The organism is Deferribacter thermophilus (genome assembly GCF_049472675.1).
GTDB classification, from domain to species: Bacteria; Chrysiogenota; Deferribacteres; order Deferribacterales; family Deferribacteraceae; genus Deferribacter; species Deferribacter thermophilus.
This window is the reverse complement of record NZ_JAPNXM010000004.1, coordinates 34,344-53,092: the sequence shown is the minus strand read 5'-3', so window position 1 is coordinate 53,092 and position 18,749 is coordinate 34,344. Positions and strand designations below refer to the sequence as shown.

The 18,749-nt window shown below is 32.0% G+C and carries 13 protein-coding genes and 1 tRNA gene; 10 read left to right on the top strand and 4 right to left on the bottom strand.

What is annotated here, in order from left to right; genetic code table 11:
* Positions 1-25: 25 nt before the first annotated feature.
* Both OWM07_RS04870 and OWM07_RS04865 read left to right on the top strand, forming a co-directional pair.
* Positions 26-682 (top strand): ABC transporter ATP-binding protein, encoded by a 657-nt coding sequence (locus tag OWM07_RS04870; RefSeq protein WP_423302548.1) that lies wholly within the window; start codon positions 26-28, stop codon positions 680-682.
* A complete protein-coding gene (locus tag OWM07_RS04865) occupies positions 675-3,176 on the top strand; it encodes an ABC transporter permease (protein WP_423302547.1) in 2,502 nt (833 codons plus the stop codon). Before OWM07_RS04870 ends, OWM07_RS04865 begins: the two co-directional genes overlap by 8 nt.
* A gap of 36 nt (positions 3,177-3,212) precedes the next feature.
* Here the strand turns inward: OWM07_RS04865 and OWM07_RS04860 are convergent, their stop codons facing one another.
* The 3 genes from OWM07_RS04860 to OWM07_RS04850 all read right to left on the bottom strand — a co-directional run bounded on the left by OWM07_RS04860 (position 3,213) and on the right by OWM07_RS04850 (position 6,068).
* Positions 3,213-4,493: a TRAP transporter large permease gene (locus OWM07_RS04860; RefSeq protein WP_423302546.1), complete on the bottom strand. Its 1,281-nt coding sequence runs from the start codon at positions 4,491-4,493 to the stop codon at positions 3,213-3,215.
* Entirely contained in the window at positions 4,493-5,017 is a 525-nt protein-coding gene (locus OWM07_RS04855; RefSeq protein ID WP_423302545.1) for a TRAP transporter small permease, read from the bottom strand. The genes OWM07_RS04860 and OWM07_RS04855 overlap by 1 nt, the downstream gene beginning before the upstream one ends.
* 61 nt (positions 5,018-5,078) lie before the next feature.
* Positions 5,079-6,068, bottom strand: a complete 990-nt coding sequence (locus OWM07_RS04850) for a TRAP transporter substrate-binding protein (RefSeq protein WP_423302544.1) — start codon at positions 6,066-6,068, stop codon at positions 5,079-5,081.
* Positions 6,069-6,543: 475 nt separating this feature from the next.
* Between OWM07_RS04850 and leuB the strand changes: the two genes are divergently transcribed.
* A complete protein-coding gene (gene leuB, locus OWM07_RS04845) occupies positions 6,544-7,620 on the top strand; it encodes a 3-isopropylmalate dehydrogenase (protein WP_423302543.1) in 1,077 nt (358 codons plus the stop codon).
* A 22-nt stretch (positions 7,621-7,642) separates the two neighbouring features.
* Here leuB and OWM07_RS04840 read toward each other — a convergent pair whose 3' ends face one another.
* Positions 7,643-8,233 (bottom strand): helix-turn-helix domain-containing protein, encoded by a 591-nt coding sequence (locus tag OWM07_RS04840; protein ID WP_423302542.1) that lies wholly within the window; start codon positions 8,231-8,233, stop codon positions 7,643-7,645.
* 125 nt (positions 8,234-8,358) lie between these two features.
* On the opposite strand from OWM07_RS04840, the gene acnA reads away from it, so the two are divergent.
* From acnA to OWM07_RS04805, 7 genes are all read left to right on the top strand, one after another.
* Positions 8,359-11,007, top strand: coding sequence for an aconitate hydratase AcnA (gene acnA, locus OWM07_RS04835; RefSeq protein WP_423302541.1), 2,649 nt, complete (start codon positions 8,359-8,361; stop codon positions 11,005-11,007).
* Entirely contained in the window at positions 11,000-11,548 is a 549-nt protein-coding gene (locus OWM07_RS04830; RefSeq protein WP_423302540.1) for a hydrolase, read from the top strand. The genes acnA and OWM07_RS04830 overlap by 8 nt, the downstream gene beginning before the upstream one ends.
* A 45-nt stretch (positions 11,549-11,593) precedes the next feature.
* Positions 11,594-11,679, top strand: a tRNA-Leu gene (locus OWM07_RS04825).
* Positions 11,680-11,775: 96 nt separating this feature from the next.
* The gene (locus tag OWM07_RS04820) at positions 11,776-13,737 is read left to right on the top strand and encodes a monovalent cation:proton antiporter family protein (protein WP_423302539.1); all 1,962 of its coding nucleotides are present in this window, start codon (positions 11,776-11,778) and stop codon (positions 13,735-13,737) included.
* A 240-nt stretch (positions 13,738-13,977) separates the two neighbouring features.
* On the top strand, positions 13,978-14,547 hold the full coding sequence (locus OWM07_RS04815) for a TetR/AcrR family transcriptional regulator (RefSeq protein WP_423302538.1): 570 nt from the start codon (positions 13,978-13,980) through the stop codon (positions 14,545-14,547).
* 13 nt (positions 14,548-14,560) lie between these two features.
* Positions 14,561-15,634, top strand: a complete 1,074-nt coding sequence (locus tag OWM07_RS04810; RefSeq protein ID WP_423302537.1) for an efflux RND transporter periplasmic adaptor subunit — start codon at positions 14,561-14,563, stop codon at positions 15,632-15,634.
* 2 nt (positions 15,635-15,636) lie between these two features.
* Positions 15,637-18,747 (top strand): efflux RND transporter permease subunit, encoded by a 3,111-nt coding sequence (locus OWM07_RS04805; RefSeq protein ID WP_423302536.1) that lies wholly within the window; start codon positions 15,637-15,639, stop codon positions 18,745-18,747.
* Positions 18,748-18,749 lie beyond the last annotated feature (2 nt).

Below are 18,749 nucleotides of genomic sequence, written 5' to 3'. Positions count from 1 at the left end.
ATTGTAAAAAATACTGGAGAAATTGATGATAGCTCTTAAAAATGTATGTAAAAGTTATGGCGAAACAAAAGTTTTAAAAGATATTAATTTATATATCAAAGATGGAGAATTTGTATCAATAATGGGCCCATCTGGCTCAGGCAAATCCACACTTTTAAATATAATAGGTGCAATGGATAAACCTGATACTGGAGAAGTTATAATTAATGGTATAAATATTACAAATTTTAATGAAGAAGAATTAACTGAATTTAGAAAAAAGTATATAGGTTTTATTTTTCAGTTTTTTAATTTATTCAACAATCTTACAGTTTATGAAAATGTCTTAATCCCACTTTTGATAAATGGCATTAATAAAGAAGATGAGATAAAAGAGATATTAGATATCCTTGATATTAAACACAAAATAGATAATTTTGCACATCAACTATCAGGTGGTGAGCAGCAAAGAGTTGCAATAGCACGCACAATAATAAAAAGGCCTAAAATTATTTTGGCTGATGAGCCCACAGGAAGCCTTGATACACTCACTGGTGAAAAAATCTTAAACATTTTAAAGAGTTTAAATGAAAAATATAATACTACGATTGTTATGGTCACTCACAACGAAGAGATTGCAAAATTTACCGATAGAGTAATCCGTATTAAAGATGGCCGTATTAGAGATGAGATAAGTGATTAACAGTTTAAGACTTATATTTATTTTTGCCTTGAGAAATCTAAAAGAAGAAAAGCTCTTTAGCCTTATATCCATTTTTGGTGTAGCTCTTGGAGTGGGCATGTTTTTATCTATTTTGAATTCCACCCAAAGTGCAATAAAAAGTATGTCAAGTGATATTGAAAAATTAAATCCAATAGCAAATTATGAGATAAATGACAAATTTGGCAAACCTTTTGACGAGAGTATAATTAAAATTTTAAATGGTAAACAGATAAGAAATTACCCTGTCATAAAAATTAATGCTCAATCAGAAAGAGAAAGATTAGTTATCCCTTTATTTGCAATAGATTCACTTAAAGTAATAAAAAACAGTAATATTAACATAACAGACTCAAATTTAGATTTGCAGAGTTTTTTTCAAAAACAAAATACAATATTTATTACTGATGACATCGCAAAAAGATTAAATGTAAAAATAAATGATGAGCTTTTCTTAAATGCAGATGGAAGAAAAAAGTTTTTTATTGCTGGTATCATAAATTCAGAGCAAGTGCCTTCTGGTATTTATCAGGATATTGGTAATTTTCAAGAAGAATTTAAATTCTTTGGGAAAGTATCAAGGATTGATGTAAATTTAAAACAAGAACAGGTTGATGAGATAAAATCTTTGTTGCCTGAAAATCTTCTTTTGCAAAAGAAGTCTGTGCTTATAAAAAATCAGGGGGAAATCTTAAAATCATTCAAGATGAACCTTTATTTTATAAGCTTTATAGCTTTTTTAGTAGGATTCTTTATGCTCTTTAATACTATTTTTATTACCGTTGTCAAAAAAAGAGAACAAATTGGCACATTGAGGGCATTGGGAAGTTCAAAATTGCAGATTTTATTTTTGTTTATTTTTCAGTCACTTTTCCTTGGTATTTTGGGTTCAATTTTAGGGCTATTATTAGGACAAATTTTAAACATATATTCTTCAGCAGTAGTTGAAGAGACAATTAGCACAATCTTCAAACCTGTTTATATAAAAAACATTTTTTCGTTTAACTCATATTCATTTTATGCTGTTTTTTTGGGTATTTGCATCTCACTCTTATCCTCTGTCTTTCCTGCGATAGAAGCAGCCAGGGTAAACCCTGTGGAAACTGTAAGAAGAGGGACTTTTGAGCTTAAATTTAAAAAATATTATAAAATTTGGTTTTTAGTTGGACTTTTCTTCATCGCGGTTGGAATAATGTTTAGCTTTTTTGATTATTACTACAATATTTCTGAGTATCCTTATCTATCATATGTGGGAGTTTTTTTTATACTGATTGGTTTTTGTGCTGCCGCGTTTTTATATCTTGAAAAGCTTATACTTTTTATAGAAAAATTTATGAAAAAGATATTTAAGACAGCAGGTTTTATATCTTTTGCAGATATTTTCAGTAGCTCATACCGATTTGCCATTGCACTAATAAGTGTAGCTATTTCAACGGCGCTTGTTATCAGCATGGTTACTTTAATAGATTCCTTTAAAATTTCACTCACAAAATGGATAGATAACAACCTTAGAGCAGATATTTTTATCAAGTCCGCAAGTTGTTCGTCCAATTTTTGTTTTGAGCCCCTTGATGAAAATATGTTATATAAAATCAAAACTGTTGATGGGGTAGAAGCTGTCAGCACTTTTCGTGCTATGCCGGGGACTTTTAAAGGGAAAGAGATACTTTTAGGTTTCGGGGAGGAAAAGGTTGTTAAAAAGTATCATAACGGTATCGATAATTTTGAAGTAACAAAAAGTGTTGCTGTTTCAGAGTATTTTAAAATTAGGTACGGTTTAAAAGTAGGGGATTTTATAGAAATTGACACGCCAAATGGGAAGGAAAAATTTAAAATCAGAGAAATTTTTACAAGTTATTTTACTGTAAATGGATTTATAATCTTTGATAACTCTTTTCAAAAAAGGTATTGGGACGAATTAAAATTTACTCAGGTCAGTATTTATCTCAAAAAAGGGGTTGATGCAGATAGTGTTATCAGCAAATTAGAAAACTTAATTAATCAAGATGGAAGTTTAGATATTTTCAATAACGATGTTATCAGGAAAAAGGTTATCAAAATCTTTGATAAGAGCTTTGCTATTACATATGCTATTCAGGGGATAGCTCTTATTGTATCACTGCTTGGCGTGGGGAATATGCTCTATGCAGTAGCCCTTGAGAGAAGAAAAGAGATTAGCATTTTAAAATATTTAGGTGCAAATAACAGACTTTTATCTAAAATCTACACACTGTCTGCAGCTGTAATCGGTTTTTTTGGTGTTTTTTACGGAGTCTTACTTGGAAGTGTTTTAAGTGTAATAATCATCAAAGTGGTAAATACAAAATCTTTTGGCTGGTCAATTGAGTATCATGTCAATTTTTTAAAAACATCACTTTTACTCTTAGTCCTTGTGCTGTTTGTAATTTTTGCGGGGTTATTGCCTATCAAAACTATTAAACATCTCGACCCTAAAAAATTTGCAAGTTATGAGTAAAAAAAGAGGGGGGAGGGGGTAGCCCTCCCCCATTGACTAACGGTAAATAAGATTTGGTAAAAATAGCGATATCTGTGGAATATAGGTTATTATAAGTAATCCTATTAAAAGAGCAAAGAACCAAGGCATAGAAGCTCTAATAACATCTTGCAAGTTCATACCTGAAATACCACTAGCAACAAACAGATTTAAACCTACTGGGGGAGTAAGCATACCAATTTCCATATTTACAGTGATAATTACACCAAGATGAATAGGATCAATTCCAAGCTTCACAGCTGCAGGATATATCAATGGAGCTACAATCATAATCAAACTTGATGGCTCCATAAAGTTACCACCTATCAACAACAAGATGTTTACAAATATCAAAAATACCACTTTATTAAAATTCATATCAATAATCCACTGAGCCAGAGCCTGAGGTATCTGCTGGATTGTTAAAAAGTAAGCAAAAAGCATTGCATTAGCAATAATAAACAGTATCATAGCAGATGTAGCTGCAGATGTCATGATAACTCTTGGAATCATCTTCCATTTTAAATCTTTATATATAAATTTCACTACGAAAAATCCATAGACAGCTGATACAGCAGCAGCCTCAGTTGGTGTAAATATACCTCCATAAATACCACCAATAACTATTACAATAACAAAAAGCCCCCATGAAGCCTCTTTAAATGATTTCCATATTTCCGAAAATGGAGCTCTTTTTTCCTTTTTAAACCCTGCTCTTCTTGCCGCAATATATGTCACTACCATCAACATTGTCCCAAGAAAAACACCTGGAACAAAACCAGCCATAAATAACTTACCAATAGATTGGTCAACTGTAACACCATACACAATCAATACAATGGAAGGTGGTATTAAAATACCAAGAGACCCTGCACACACAATTGAACCTACAGAGAATTTAGGTGAATAACCAGCTTCCTGAATAGCACCAATCATAATTGAACCTATAGCTGCAACAGTAGCAGGTGATGAACCACTAACTGCCGCAAAAATTATACATGCAAAAATAGCACTCATTGGAAGGCCACCAGGCAAGTGCCCCACAACAGCCTTTGCAAATCTTATTATTCTTTCAGCAGCTCCACCTTGAGATAAAAAGTTTCCAGCCAAAACGAAAAGAGGTATTGCCATAAGGGCAAACTTATCTATCGAAGTAAACATTTTTTGAGCAATAACGAGTGTTGGCTGATCAGTAAACAGTAGCATTGTTATTGTAGTTGATAAGCCTAATGACACAGCAATTGGTATCCCAACTAATAAAAACAAAAACAAAAGTCCAAATAATGTTATCGCCACCATTAGTGCTGCTCCTTCATAATCATATCATAACTAAATTTATCTGCAGGTATCTTTAATGTCGCTATTATTTTTAATAAAACCTGATATGCAGCTATACTCATTGTAATTGGAACGCAAAGATAAATAATCCAGAAAGGTAGATGTAGGTCGATTGAAACCTGCTCTAATTCATAATTAAAAATAACAAAATCATAACCCCATTTTACCAGTAAGCATAAATAGATAAAAATTACTATCAAAGATATAGTCAATACTACCTTAGCTATTTTAGGTTTTAATGATTGAATCACAGCAGTTACACCTATATGCAAACCTATTTTAAAACCATAAGCTGCTCCAAAAAGCGCTGACCAAATAAAAAGATAAGAAGTCAACTCTCCTGCCCACACCAAAGATGAATTAAAAACATATCTCAATACAACATTTATAAAAGCTACAATTGTAGCTAAAGCCATCATTACTGTCATCACTGTCATATTCAAATAATCAAGCCATTTGTCTAATGTTTCAAAAATCTTTTTCATTGACACCACCCTCTTTTATGAAAAATCAGGCTCCCTTGTCTTGGGAGCCTTTTATCAAAAATTATTTCATATTCAATGCAGCATCGATAAACTCTTTACCAATCACATCATAAAATTTTGGATAAATTGCCATCATAGTCTTTTTCCAGATTTTCCTTTCTTCTGGAGTTGTCACATGAATTTGAATCTTTCCGTATTCTTTAACTTTATTGTAATAATATTCATCAAGTTCTTTTGCTAATTTTCTTTCATACTCTGTTGCTTCCTTCACAGCGTCCAAAAATACTTTATCTAAACCAGCTTTTTTAAGCTTTTTCATAAATATCTTATTTGTAACAAGCATATAACCAAGATATCCATGATAACTAACTGTCAAATACTTCTGTACTTCATAAAATTTCTTTGTGTAAAAGTTTGACCATGGGTTTTCAGCACCATCAACTACACCCTGCTGAAGTGCAGAATAAACTTCTGAAAATGGTAATACGTGTGGTATAGCGCCAATAGCCTTAAATTGCTCTTCTAAAACTTTTGATGACATAATTCTAAATTTTATCCCTTTTGCATCTTCAGGAAGAATTATTGGTCTAACATTGTTTGATAATACCTTGAAACCATTATCCCAAAATGCAAGACCTACAAGTCCTTTACTTTCAACAAGTTTTAAAATTTTCTGCCCCCACTCACTATCCATATACTTGTGTAAATGTTCTGTTGAGTCAAACAAAAACGGAAGGTCAAAAAGTTGTAACTGAGGAACAAAACCAGTAAATTTTGAAAAACTTGGACAAGCAAGCTGAATAGCATTCATTTTAAGAGCTTCCACAGCTTCTCTATCGTTGTACAAAGAAGCGTTTGGATAAACCTCCATTTTAATTTTGCCATTAGTTCTTTCTTCTAACAGCTTTTTGAGATATTCAGCTGCTTTCCCTTTTGGAGTTTCCACAGCAACAACATGGCTAAACTTAACATTAATAGGTTTTGCAATTGCAGGAACTACTAGTAATGATACAATCACCATAAAAAATAATACATTTTTAAAAAGCTTCATAAAACAACCTCCTCAAATTTTTATGTATGTTTGAAGCTTTTTTTTAATAAGCAATTTAAATACCAAAATTACAAATTTTAAATTTTCTTTATTTTATAACAATTTTCCAAAATCAAATAATATTAGAAGTTGCATTTTAGCAATATAAACAACAAGTAATTTACTGATTTTAATATTTATCTTTAACTATCAATATATTTTAAAACCGTTCCAATGTTGCAAATTTGCAACTAACAAATATTACAATTTTGCATTTAAACAATATTGAATCTCAATAAAAAAATTTTTAACCTTTTAAATAAAATTTTTCATCCTTTAAAAATTTTATAAATCATTTTATCAAACTTTGTTTTTATAAAACAAAAACAATATTTCATTATTAAACTATCACTCACCTAAATATTATTAAACTTTTTTTAATTTGACTTTACTATCATTTCAAATATAATATTAAAAAAACTATTAGGGGTGGATAATGCACAAAATAGCAGTATTACCTGGCGACGGTATAGGGCCAGAAGTCATGAAGCAAGCCTTAAAAGTCTTAGATAAGGTTTCAAAAAAGTTTGGTATTCAGTTAGAATATGAATTTGCTGATGTTGGTGGGATAGCAATTGATAAATATGACACACCCTTACCAGAACACACACTTAAAGTATGCGAAAATTCGGATGCTATTCTTTTTGGATCGGTTGGAGGTCCAAAATGGGAAAATTTACCACCTGAAAAACAGCCTGAAAGAGGAGCTTTGCTCCCCTTAAGAAAGCATTTTAATCTTTTTGCAAATATTCGACCAGTTAAGGTTTTTAAACCTTTAAAAGATGCTTGTAGCCTTAAAAATGAACTAATCAGTGAAGGGATAGACATTGTAATTTTTAGAGAGTTAACTAGTGGTATCTATTTCGGTCAACCTAAATATATTAGTGAAGATAAAACTTATGCTGTCGATACAATGAAATATCATATTGATGAAATATCTAGAATTGCTCACCTCGCCTTTGAGGCTGCAAAAATAAGAAATAAAAAAGTAACCTCTGTTGATAAAGCAAATGTTTTAATGAGCAGTGTTTTATGGAGAGAAACTGTTTCTAAAATACATAATGAATTTTATCCTGATATCGAGCTACAACACATGTATGTGGATAATGCGGCTATGCAACTTGTAAGAAATCCCAATCAATTTGATGTTATCCTCACTGGTAATATGTTTGGTGATATATTAAGTGATGAAGCTGCTATGTTATCAGGTTCACTTGGGATGCTTGCCTCAGCTTCTATTAATGAGTCTGGTTTTGGGCTTTATGAGCCCATAGGTGGAACAGCTCCTGATATTGCAGGCAAAAATATTGCAAACCCAATTGCTCAAATTTTATCTGCAGCTTATATGTTAAGATACTCCATAAAAAATGATGCAGCAGCTACAGCTATTGAAAATGCTATTGAAAAAGTTTTAAATGAAGGCTACAGAACTGCAGATATCTTTACCAACAAAGAATATGAGAAAAAAGTTAATACAGATGAAATGGGTGATTTGATTTGCGAAAATATTTAAAATGGAGGTGATAAGCCTCCACTTATTTATTAGCTCTCAATTTTTGAATATCTATCTTTTTCATCCTAACACTCAAAATCTTAGAAGGGCCATTAATTATACTTTCCGCATAATGAGGTATTTTTGAATTAAAAGCTATTGAATCCCCCTCCTCTAATTCAAGCACATCATTATTTAAATACAGTCTTATCTTACCATCTAAAATATACATAAATTCATACCCTTCATGACTAAAAAGTTTCTTGTGTTGATCACCAGGTTTTATAGTCACAACAAATGTTTCAAAAAGGTCTATATTTTTAATATGAGCAAGCTCTTCATAAAGATAACCATGCTTTGCCCCTTCCCTAAACACAAATTGTCTCTCAGATTTCTTTACAATATAATAATCTTTATAGTTTATCTCTTCTTCAAAGAAATAGGTCATTTTTACATTTAACACATTTGCAATTTTGGCAAGAGTAGTAATCGGAGGCATCACCACATTGTTTTCAATCTGAGATATTAAAGCCTTTGAATAACCAGTTAAGTTCGCCACATCCTGTAATGTCATCCCTCTATCGTTTCTTAGCTTTCTAATTCTTTCTCCTATGTTAATTTCAAATTCTGCCATAATTCACCCGTTTATGGTAATTTTATTTTGTTAAGTTTAACTATATTCAAGCATTTTTGTCAATATATTTTTGATTTTTAAAGTAATAATGCTATAATAAATAATAAAAAAAGTGAGGTGCCTTTATGTATAAAAATATTTCAAAATTAAAAAGTGATAACATTTATTATATAAACCTAAAAAATTTAAATGAAAATAAAAAAATTGAAAAACTCCCTTTTACACTAAGAATTTTATTAGAAAACCTTTTAAGAAATTTTGATGGTAAAATTGTAAAAGAAGAACATATTGATGCCCTACTTAACTGGGATCCAAAAAGTAATGAAAAAACTGAAATACCTTACTTTCCAGCAAGAGTATTGATGCAGGATTTTACAGGAGTTCCAGCAGTTGTTGATTTAGCTGCCTTGAGAGATGCAGCTAAAGAGAAAGGTATCGATCCTAAAATTGTAAATCCAGTAATTCAAACTGATTTGATAATAGATCACTCTGTACAAATAGACTATTTTGGAACCTCCTATTCATTAGATAAAAATGTTGAAAAGGAATTTGAAAGAAATAGCGAACGATACAAGGTATTGAAATGGGCTCAACAATCCTTTAATAATTTTAGAGTAATCCCTCCCAATAATGGGATTTGCCATCAAATAAACCTTGAATATTTATCAAAACCAATAAGAACCAAAACGATAGATGACAAAACTATAGCATTCCCTGACACAGTAATCGGTACTGATTCTCATACACCTATGGTAAATGGTATTGGAGTTTTATCATGGGGGGTCGGTGGAATAGAAGCAGAAGCTGTAATGCTTGGACAACCCTATTATTTAAGTATTCCACAGGTCATTGGTATACATCTAACTGGTGAGCTTCCCAACAATTGCACTACCACAGATTTAGTCTTATCTTTAACAGAGTTTTTAAGGAAATATGGTGTAGTGGAAAAATTTGTAGAATTTTTAGGTGATAGCATAAAGACTTTATCTGTTCCTGACAGAGCCACAATATCCAACATGAGCCCAGAAAATGGCTCAACAGTAACTTACTTTCCTATGGATGAAAAAACTGCTGAATATCTAATTTTAACAAACAGAGAAGAAGATGCTAAACTTCTTATAAATTACACAAAAGAAAATTTACTATTTGCCGAAAACTGGGATGGTATAAACTATACAGATATATTAGAATTTAATCTATCCAATGTAAAACCTGTAGTTGCAGGTCCTTCTAGACCACATGATAAAATATTTTTAACAGATTTAAAAAATAAATTTAAAGAAATAAAACCAGAGACTAAAAAGGTAGAAATAGAAATAAATAATGAAAAAGTTACCTTGCAAGATGGTTCTGTTGTTATAGCTGCTATTACATCTTGTACAAACACATCCAATCCTAAGGTAATGCTGGGTGCTGGAATCTTAGCTAAAAAAGCTGTTGAAAAAGGGCTCACAGTAAAACCTTATGTAAAAACTTCTTTGGCACCAGGCTCAAAGGTTGTAACAGAATATTTAGAAAGAAGTAACCTATTACCATATCTAAAGGCTTTAAGGTTTCATGTATCTGCTTATGGGTGCACTACTTGTATTGGAAATAGCGGACCTCTACCTACAGTTATAGAAAAGGCGATTGATGATTTTGATTTGACTGTTGCATCAGTCCTTTCAGGGAATAGAAATTTTGAAGCTAGAATACATAATAAAGTTAAAGCAAATTTTCTAGCTTCCCCTATCCTCGTAGTAGCTTATGCAATTGCTGGAAGGATAGATATCGACTTTGAAAATGAACCAATTGGGTATGACCCTAACAACAATCCCGTTTACTTAAAAGATATTTGGCCATCTGATGAAGAAATAAATAAATATCTAAAAAATGTATTATCAAATAGTGATTATAAAAAAGTGTATAGTATGATTGACAAAGGGGATAAAAATTGGGATGCACTTTCTATAACTACGTCTGATACTTTTAATTGGGACAACAAATCTACATATATTAAAAAACCCCCTTATTTTGAAAATTTTAAGGAAGATTTAGAACTTACTAAAGATATAAAAAATGCCAGAATTCTGTTGTTATTAGGTGATAGTGTAACAACAGATCACATTTCCCCTGCTGGTGCAATAAGGGCTGATTATCCAGCTGGAAAATATTTATTAGAAAATGGCGTAAAAATAGAAGATTTTAATAGTTATGGTTCTAGACGAGGGAATCATGAAGTAATGATAAGAGGTACTTTTGGAAATGTTAGGGTTAAAAATTTAATTTTACAAGGAAAAGAAGGTAGTTTTACAATCAAATATCCAGAAAATGAAGAGATGTTTGTTTACGATGCAGCAATGAAATACTTATCAGAAGGAACTCCACTTGTTGTCTTTGCTAAAAAGGAATACGGATCTGGCTCCTCTAGAGATTGGGCAGCAAAAGGAACAAAGCTTCTTGGTATAAAAGCTGTAATAGCAGAATCTTTTGAGAGGATACATCGAAGCAATCTTATTGGGATGGGTGTTTTACCTTTACAATTCTTACCTGGTGATTCTTACGAAAAATACAATATTAGTGGAGATGAATTAATCGATATTTTAGGTATAGAAAACATTTCTCCAAAAAAACAATTAACTCTTTTGGTCAAAAAACAAGATAAAACTATAGAAATCCCTGTAATAGCTCGTCTTGATACAGAAATTGAAGTAGAATATTACAAAAATGATGGGATTTTACCTTATGTTTTACGAAATATTATAAAAGAAAATAAAGGGGGTAAAAATGTATAGCTTAAAAAGAGATGACGCTGTTTTAGTAGTGGTAGACATTCAAAAAAAATTGGTAAAAATTATGCCAGAAAAAGTTTATGAAAAAATTTTAAAAAATAATCAAATATTAATTAAAGCTGCTAAGATATTAAATATTCCAGTAATTTACACCCAGCAATATACCAAAGGTTTAGGTGAAACTGTTGACGAACTAAAAGAACTTTTGACTGATGAACATGTAGAAAAATTAACCTTTTCTTGCTGTAAAGAACAATCATTTTTAGAAAAATTAAAATCCATTGGTAGAAAAAGTGTTATTTTAACAGGTATGGAAGCACATATTTGTGTATTGCAAACAGCAATCGATTTATTGGAAAATGGATACAATGTCTTTACGGTTGCTGATGCAGTTTGCTCGAGATTTAAAGACAACTGGAAGTTTGGTTTAGAGTATATGAGAGATGCTGGAGCTAAAATCACGGTGGTAGAAACAGTACTGTTCCAATTGCTCGAAAGGTCTGATGCTAAAGAATTTAAAGAAGTTCAGGCTTTAATAAAATAACTTGACAAAAAATGTTAAAAATAATATAAGCGGTCTCAGTCTAACGCCGGGGTGGTGGAACTGGTAGACACGCAGGACTAAGGATCCTGTGGCCAGAAATGGCTCTGCGGGTTCGAGTCCCGCCTCCGGCATTCTTTAAAATTTATCCATCATAAAAAGTATTCTTTATAGAATTTCCAAAAATAATTTGATAGAATAATAATTATTTAAGATCTGGAGAGAACTAATTGGGCATAGTAACCGATATATCTATCATTCTTATTGCAGGATTAATTGGCGGAATAGTAGCTCAACAACTCAGACAACCGCTTATCCTTGGATATATCCTTGCAGGGATTATAGTTGGTCCGTCAACAACATGGCTAACAATTACTGATACTCACAATATAGAGCTCCTTGCAGAAATTGGTGTAGCATTATTACTTTTTACACTTGGGATTGAATTTTCTTTAAAAGAATTAAAGCCTGTCAAAAATATAGCTTTGATAGGTACCCCTATTCAAATTATTCTCACCACTTTTTTTGGTTATTTATTGGGACGCTTATTAGGATTTGATAAAATAAATTCTATCTGGTTTGGAGCAACAGTTTCTGTTTCTAGTACAATGGTTGTACTAAAAACATTGATGAGACAAGAAAGACTTGGGACACTCTCAAGCAGAGTAATGATTGGAATGCTCATAGTACAGGATCTTACTGTAATTCCGATCCTAATAATCTTACCTCAACTTAGTAATCCTCAAAATATCCTAAGTATTTTAGGTTTTGCAAGCGTAAAAGCTATAGTTTTTTTGGTAGCAATGTTTTTTCTTGGGACAAAGATTATCCCTAAAATTATAAAATATGTCGTAAGCTGGAACTCAAGAGAACTTTTTTTACTATCTATAACAGCCATGGGGCTTGGAATAGGATATATATCATATCTTTTTGGGCTTTCTTATGCTTTTGGAGCATTTGTAGCAGGAATAGTATTGAGTGAGTCTGATTTTGGACATCAGGCATTAAATGATGTAACACCTTTGCGAGATCTATTTGTTTTACTTTTTTTTGTTTCTGTAGGTATGCTGTTTGACCCTAGTTTTCTTATTAAGCACTGGAAAATGATCTTAATAGCCTCCCTATTTATCTCAATTATAAAAGGTACAATATTTTCTACTCTAGCAATTATATTTAAATATCACAATGTTATCCCCTTTGCTCTTGGCTTAGGACTTTTTCAGGTAGGAGAGTTTTCTTTCGTTATTGCGCGTACAGGTATCAGTACAAACTCAATATCACAAGAACTATACTACCTGGTTTTAAATACAGCAATTATTACAATGGTGTTAACACCTTTTATATCAAATTTAACATCACCACTTTATGCATGGAGGAAAAAAGTAAGTAAAAAAGAACCCCTATATACCATTAGCATACCAAAAAAGGAAATTTCTGACCATGTCATTATAGCAGGTGCAGGTAGACTTGGAATATATATTGCAGAAATTTTATCTAAATTTGGGATTAATTTTATTTTAATTGATATGGACTACAGAAAATACGAATATGCAAAAAGTAAAAATTATCCAGTTATTTACGGTGATGCATCTCAAGAATTAATATTAAAAGCTGCAAAAATTGAAAATGCAAAATTAATGCTTATCACAATACCAAATATTATAATAAGTAAAACTATTGTCGAAAAAGTAAAAAGTTTAACAAACTCACTTCACATTGTCGCAAGAGCCAGCAGTATTGAACATTTAAAACTTTTGAATGAGCTTGGGATTTATGAAGCTGTTCAACCGGAGTTTGAAGCAAGTCTCGAAATTGCAAGACAGGCACTAATTCATTACGATGTTCCAATTTCTGAGATTGAAAAATTTACAGATACAGTAAGAAAAGACTTATATTCATCCTTTTATGAAGATAAAAACAATTTAAATGAATTGAAAAATATCCAGATTGCATCAAAGCTTTTTGACCTTACTTGGCTGAAAATACCTGGCAATAGTCTACTTATAGGGAAATCAATTAAAGAGTTAAATATTAGAGAAAAAACAGGAGTATCAGTAATCGGAATAATGAGAAAAGGGAAACTGATCACCAATCCAGATAAAGATTTTATCTTTTCTTCTGATGATATATTAGCTGTTATTGGCAATAGAAAACAAATAGACGAATTTAAAAAAGTCTATCAAATAGAATAATCCCTTAACTGAATGGAACAACAAAATTTAAAATGTTTAATAAATTCGCTTAAATGCACAAAATTGCTTTTCTAACCTCTAAAAGAACGGATTATGTGGTCATAATAAAGCAGCATAAATAAATAAATTATTATTTATCGACAAAAACTTATACAGCTACATTTTTTAAAAATTATTTTTTTCAGTTGACATCTGGTTACATATAGGTTATGTAAGCGCTTACTTGCATTGGAGGCAATAATGAGTACAAGAGAGAAAATTATTAATGCTGCATTTCAGCTTTTCTCTACTAAAGGTTATCTCGGTACTACTACCAAAGAGATAGCTCAGCTTGCAAATGTTTCTGAAGTCACTGTTTTTAGACATTTTAAAACAAAGGAAAATATTTTTGATGCTGTAATTCAGACAAAATCATTCCTGCCTAACTTAAAAAGTTTAATTCCAAAAATAAGCTCATTAAGCTTAAAAGACGCTTTAATTGAAATCGCTTTGGAATATACAAAAACACTAATCTCAAAAAAAGGTGCAATAAAAATATTCTTCTCAGAGGTTGATAGATATCCTAACAGGATTAGAGAAAGTCATAATGCTTTAGTTGATGAAATGGATAGAATTTTAACCGATTTTTTAATGTCAAAACTTTCAAAATATGATGAAGAAGATCTAAAAACAATCACAAAAATGTTTTGGTTTATGATTTTTGGTTATTTTCTTGAGAATGAAATAATTAAAAATGAAAGTTTAGATTTAAATACATTGAGAAGTGTTTATGAAAAGAAAATAGATTTTTTTCTAAAAGGAATTTTATAAAACTGGAGGATATATGTTAAAAAAATTATTTGTTACAAGTTTTTTACTTATTTTTTTAGCAGCGGCAAACGCTCAAGAGATGCCTGCTCCACACGTGGACGTCTTTGAAATCAGCGGATTTCAGCCATATGTATTTGAAGCTACATACCCTGCAAAAATAAAAGCATTTAATGTGGCAACGGTTGTAGCAAAAGTATCAGGCACTATTTTAAACCAATTTTTCAAAGAAGGGGATTTTGTAGAAAAAGGAGCACCACTTTTTAAAATCGATGATGAAGTTTACAAAAGTGATGTAGAAATCATCAAATCACAGCTTGAAGTTGCAAATGTCCAACTTGAAAAAGCAAAAACTGATTTTGAAAGAATAAGCAAATCTTTTCAGGAAAATGTTGTAAGCAAACAAGATTATGACAATGCGAAATTTGCCCTCGAGCAAGCTAAAGCAAATGTTGCTCTAATTAAAAGTCAACTAAAAAAAGCTCAAATAAATCTTGAATATACAAATATATTGGCAACTGAAAAAGGGTATCTTGGACTTAAAATGGTAAATATCGGTGATTTTGTTACTCCTGGAACACCTGTAATTACTATCACTGATAGCACAAAAGTATATGTGGAATTTTCGCTGCCTGATAAAGATTTTTTTAATCTTAAAGAAAGTATCCACGATTTTTCAAAGATTAATTTAAACTTATCAGGGTTCAATTTAAGTGGCAAAATTACTTTTGTGGATTCTAAGGTTGATGAAGCTACCTCTACAGTAAAAATAAGAGGCCTGATTGATAATGAAAAAGGGTTACTCACTCCTGGTATGTTTGTTAGAGTTATCTTAAAAGGTGTAACTTCTAAAAATCTCGTAAAAATTCCACAAAAAGCTGTTTTGCAAAATCCTTTGGGAACAATCTGCTTTGTAGTTGAAAATGAATTGGTTGGTGTTAGACCGATTCAAATTGTAGAAAGTAAAGATGATTTTTATTTTGTACAAGGGCCTTTCAAACCTAAAGATAAAGTAATTATAAACAATTTTTTCAAAATAAAACCAGGATCAAAGGTCAAAATTGATAAAGTAATAAAAGAGGTTAACTAACTATGTTTTCTAAATTTTTTATAGAAAGACCAAGGTTTTCAACTGTTATTGCAATAATAATAATCTTGTTGGGACTTATAGCGCTTAAAAACCTACCTGTAAAAGAATACCCTACCCTAACACCACCACAGGTAAATATTACAGCTTTTTATCCAGGTGCTGATGCAGATACCATTTCTAAAACAGTTGCAGCACCCCTTGAAGAAGCAATAAATGGTGTAAACGATTTAATTTATATGACAAGTACAGCATCTTCCGGGATTTTGACTATTAGTGCATATTTCGAAATTGGCACCGACCCTGAAATTGCAAAAGTCGACATCAATAATAGAATACAAACAGCTCTCAATCTTTTGCCCGAAGCAGTGAGAAGACAGGGTATACAGGTAAGGGAAAGAACTCCTGACCTTTTAAAGGTTTTTGCCTTTGTATCTGAAGGGGAAAAGAGAAGTGACATTGAAATAAGCAACTTTATTCAAATAAATGTACTCGATGACATAAAAAGGATTAAAGGTGTAGGTGATGCGGTAATATTTGGTGAAAAAAAATATGCCGTAAGGGTTTGGATAAAACCTGATAAACTTGCATCTTATAACCTGACACCATTAGAAGTATATCAAGCAATTTCATCCCAAAATGAAGAAAATCCAGGAGGAGGTATATCTCAAGAGCCTTTATCCAAAGAATCATCATTTAGCTACACAGTAAAAGGGGAAGGCAGACTTAAAACAATAAAAGATTTTGAAAATATAATCGTAAAAGCCAACCTCGACGGCTCTTCCATACGGTTAAAAGATATTGCAGAAGTAAAGCTTGAGTCTGAAAATTACTATGTCAATGCATACTTCAATGGTCAGCCGGCTATTCCAATGGGTATATTTCTTGCGCCAGGCGCAAATGCCCTGGAAGTGTCAAAAGCCGTTAATCAGAAAATTGAAGAGCTGTCAAAATCATTCCCAGCAGATATAAAATTTCATGTGCCTTACGATCCTACGGTTTTTATAAATGAATCCATACATGAAGTAATTTTGACACTTTTGATAGCTGTAGTATTGGTAGTATTTGTAATTTACATTTTCCTTGGTAGTTTCAGAGCTACATTTATTCCTCTGCTTGCAATCCCTGTTTCCGTAATCGGGACATTTGCCGGGCTATATGCTCTTGGGTTTTCCATAAACCTTCTGACTCTTTTCGGTCTGATTCTTGCAATCGGGCTTGTAGTGGATGATGCAATTGTCGTTATTGAAAATGTTGAAAGGGTTATGAGAGAAGAAGGTCTCGACAGAAAGGAAGCTACAATAAAAGCGATGGGAGAAATAACCTCACCGATTATTGCAATAGTCCTCGTCCTTTCAGCCGTATTTATCCCGGCATCTTTTATAAAGGGTTTTAGCGGCGAAATGTTTAAACAATTTGCAATTACAATATCAATATCAATGATATTAAGCGGTGTCGTTGCTTTGACACTTACCCCTGCACTTTGTGCAATGTTTTTGAGGGAAACAGAAAAAAAACCGATTTTACCTATCAGGCTATTTCAAGCATTTTTTCAAAAAGCTACAAATGGATTTACTAAAGGTGTAAAACTAATAATTAAGATGTCAATATTAAATGTACTTATCTTCGGTATAGTAATTTTTACATCCTATAAAATATACAAAATACTTCCTACAAGCCTTGTTCCAATAGAAGACAAAGGCTCAATATTTACATTAACTTATCTAATGCCTGGCTCTTCTTTAAAAAGGACAAGCGATGTAATTAACAATGAGGTAGAGAAACAGCTTTTGGCAAATAAATATGTAAAAAAAGAAATCTCTATTGTAGGGCTTGATTTATCATCTTTCTCATACAAAACAGACGCAGCCATTACTTTTTCCCAATTGACAGATTGGAGCGAAAGGAAAAATAAAAGTGAATCGTCAATGGCAATTGCAGCAAATTTTATGCGACAGTTTTCCGCAAGCAAAGAAGCTTTAATCTTTACAGTAAACCCTCCCCCGATAATGGGGATGAGTATGACAGGTGGGTTTGAGCTTTATATCCAGGATAGAACAGGTGCTGACATACAGGTATTAAATAAATATGTTCAGGAAATTGTTGCAAAAGCCAATCAGCGAAAAGAGTTAATGGGGGTACGTTCTACGCTAAATACTAATGTACCTCAATACAAGATAGAAGTAGACAGAGAAAAGGCAAAAGCACTCGGTGTTTCTATTTCTGACATTTACTCTACAATACAACTGACTTTTGCAAAAGGGTATGTAAATGACTACAACCTTTTTGGAAGGACATACCACGTTAATATTCAAGCAAGCGAAGAGTTTAGAGATAATATTGACGATTACAGAAATATTTTTGTGAGATCAAATACTGGCAAACTTGTCCCTCTAAGCTCACTCATATCGTTAAAAAGAATAGTTTCTGCATCAGTAGTGGAAAGATTTAACATGTTTCCAGCTGCAAAAATATTAGGTGACCCAAAGCCAGGGTTTTCTTCTGGAGATGCTATGAAAGCTATCCTTGAAGTTGCAAAAGAGGTGTTGCCTGAAGGCTATACTACTGCCTGGGCAGGGACTTCTTTTCAGGAAGTTAGAGTGAAAGAGTCTGGCAGTACTGCTTATATTTTTTCAGTAATATTTGTGCTTTTAATATTGGTAGCCCTTTATGAAAGTTGGATGGCACCACTTTCCATTATACTATCTATTCCATTTGCTATATTTGGGGCACTGCTTGGTGTATTTTTCTTTAGATTGGAAAATGATATCTATCTGCAGGTAGGTATTATTACACTTATCGGGCTTGCAGCTAAAAATGCTATTCTAATTGTAGAGTTTGCCGAAGAAAGATACAAAAAGATGGGGATGAATCTTTTAGATGCAGTTGTTGAGGCATCAAAAATCAGATTCAGACCAATTGTGATGACATCATTTGCATTTATTGCAGGGACTGTACCGCTCATTTTAAGCAGTGGCGCCGGTGCCAACAGCAGACACATTATCGGTCATACAGTAGTGTGGGGGATGGTAGCAGCAACATTCATTGGCACATTTTTTATCCCTTGGCTTTACTACATGGTAATTAGAATAAAAATGATATTTAAAAGGAAGTAGCG

Bases quoted from the DNA above. Each gene is read 5' to 3' on its own strand.
- OWM07_RS04870 (WP_423302548.1), top strand. From the start codon at position 26: ATGATAGCTCTTAAAAATGTATGTAAAAGTTATGGCGAAACAAAAGTT.
- OWM07_RS04860 (WP_423302546.1), bottom strand. From the start codon at position 4,493: ATGGTGGCGATAACATTATTTGGACTTTTGTTTTTGTTTTTATTAGTT.
- OWM07_RS04855 (WP_423302545.1), bottom strand. From the start codon at position 5,017: ATGAAAAAGATTTTTGAAACATTAGACAAATGGCTTGATTATTTGAAT.
- OWM07_RS04850 (WP_423302544.1), bottom strand. From the start codon at position 6,068: ATGAAGCTTTTTAAAAATGTATTATTTTTTATGGTGATTGTATCATTA.
- leuB (WP_423302543.1), top strand. From the start codon at position 6,544: ATGCACAAAATAGCAGTATTACCTGGCGACGGTATAGGGCCAGAAGTC.
- OWM07_RS04840 (WP_423302542.1), bottom strand. From the start codon at position 8,233: ATGGCAGAATTTGAAATTAACATAGGAGAAAGAATTAGAAAGCTAAGA.
- acnA (WP_423302541.1), top strand. From the start codon at position 8,359: ATGTATAAAAATATTTCAAAATTAAAAAGTGATAACATTTATTATATA.
- OWM07_RS04830 (WP_423302540.1), top strand. From the start codon at position 11,000: ATGTATAGCTTAAAAAGAGATGACGCTGTTTTAGTAGTGGTAGACATT.
- OWM07_RS04815 (WP_423302538.1), top strand. From the start codon at position 13,978: ATGAGTACAAGAGAGAAAATTATTAATGCTGCATTTCAGCTTTTCTCT.
- OWM07_RS04810 (WP_423302537.1), top strand. From the start codon at position 14,561: ATGTTAAAAAAATTATTTGTTACAAGTTTTTTACTTATTTTTTTAGCA.
- OWM07_RS04805 (WP_423302536.1), top strand. From the start codon at position 15,637: ATGTTTTCTAAATTTTTTATAGAAAGACCAAGGTTTTCAACTGTTATT.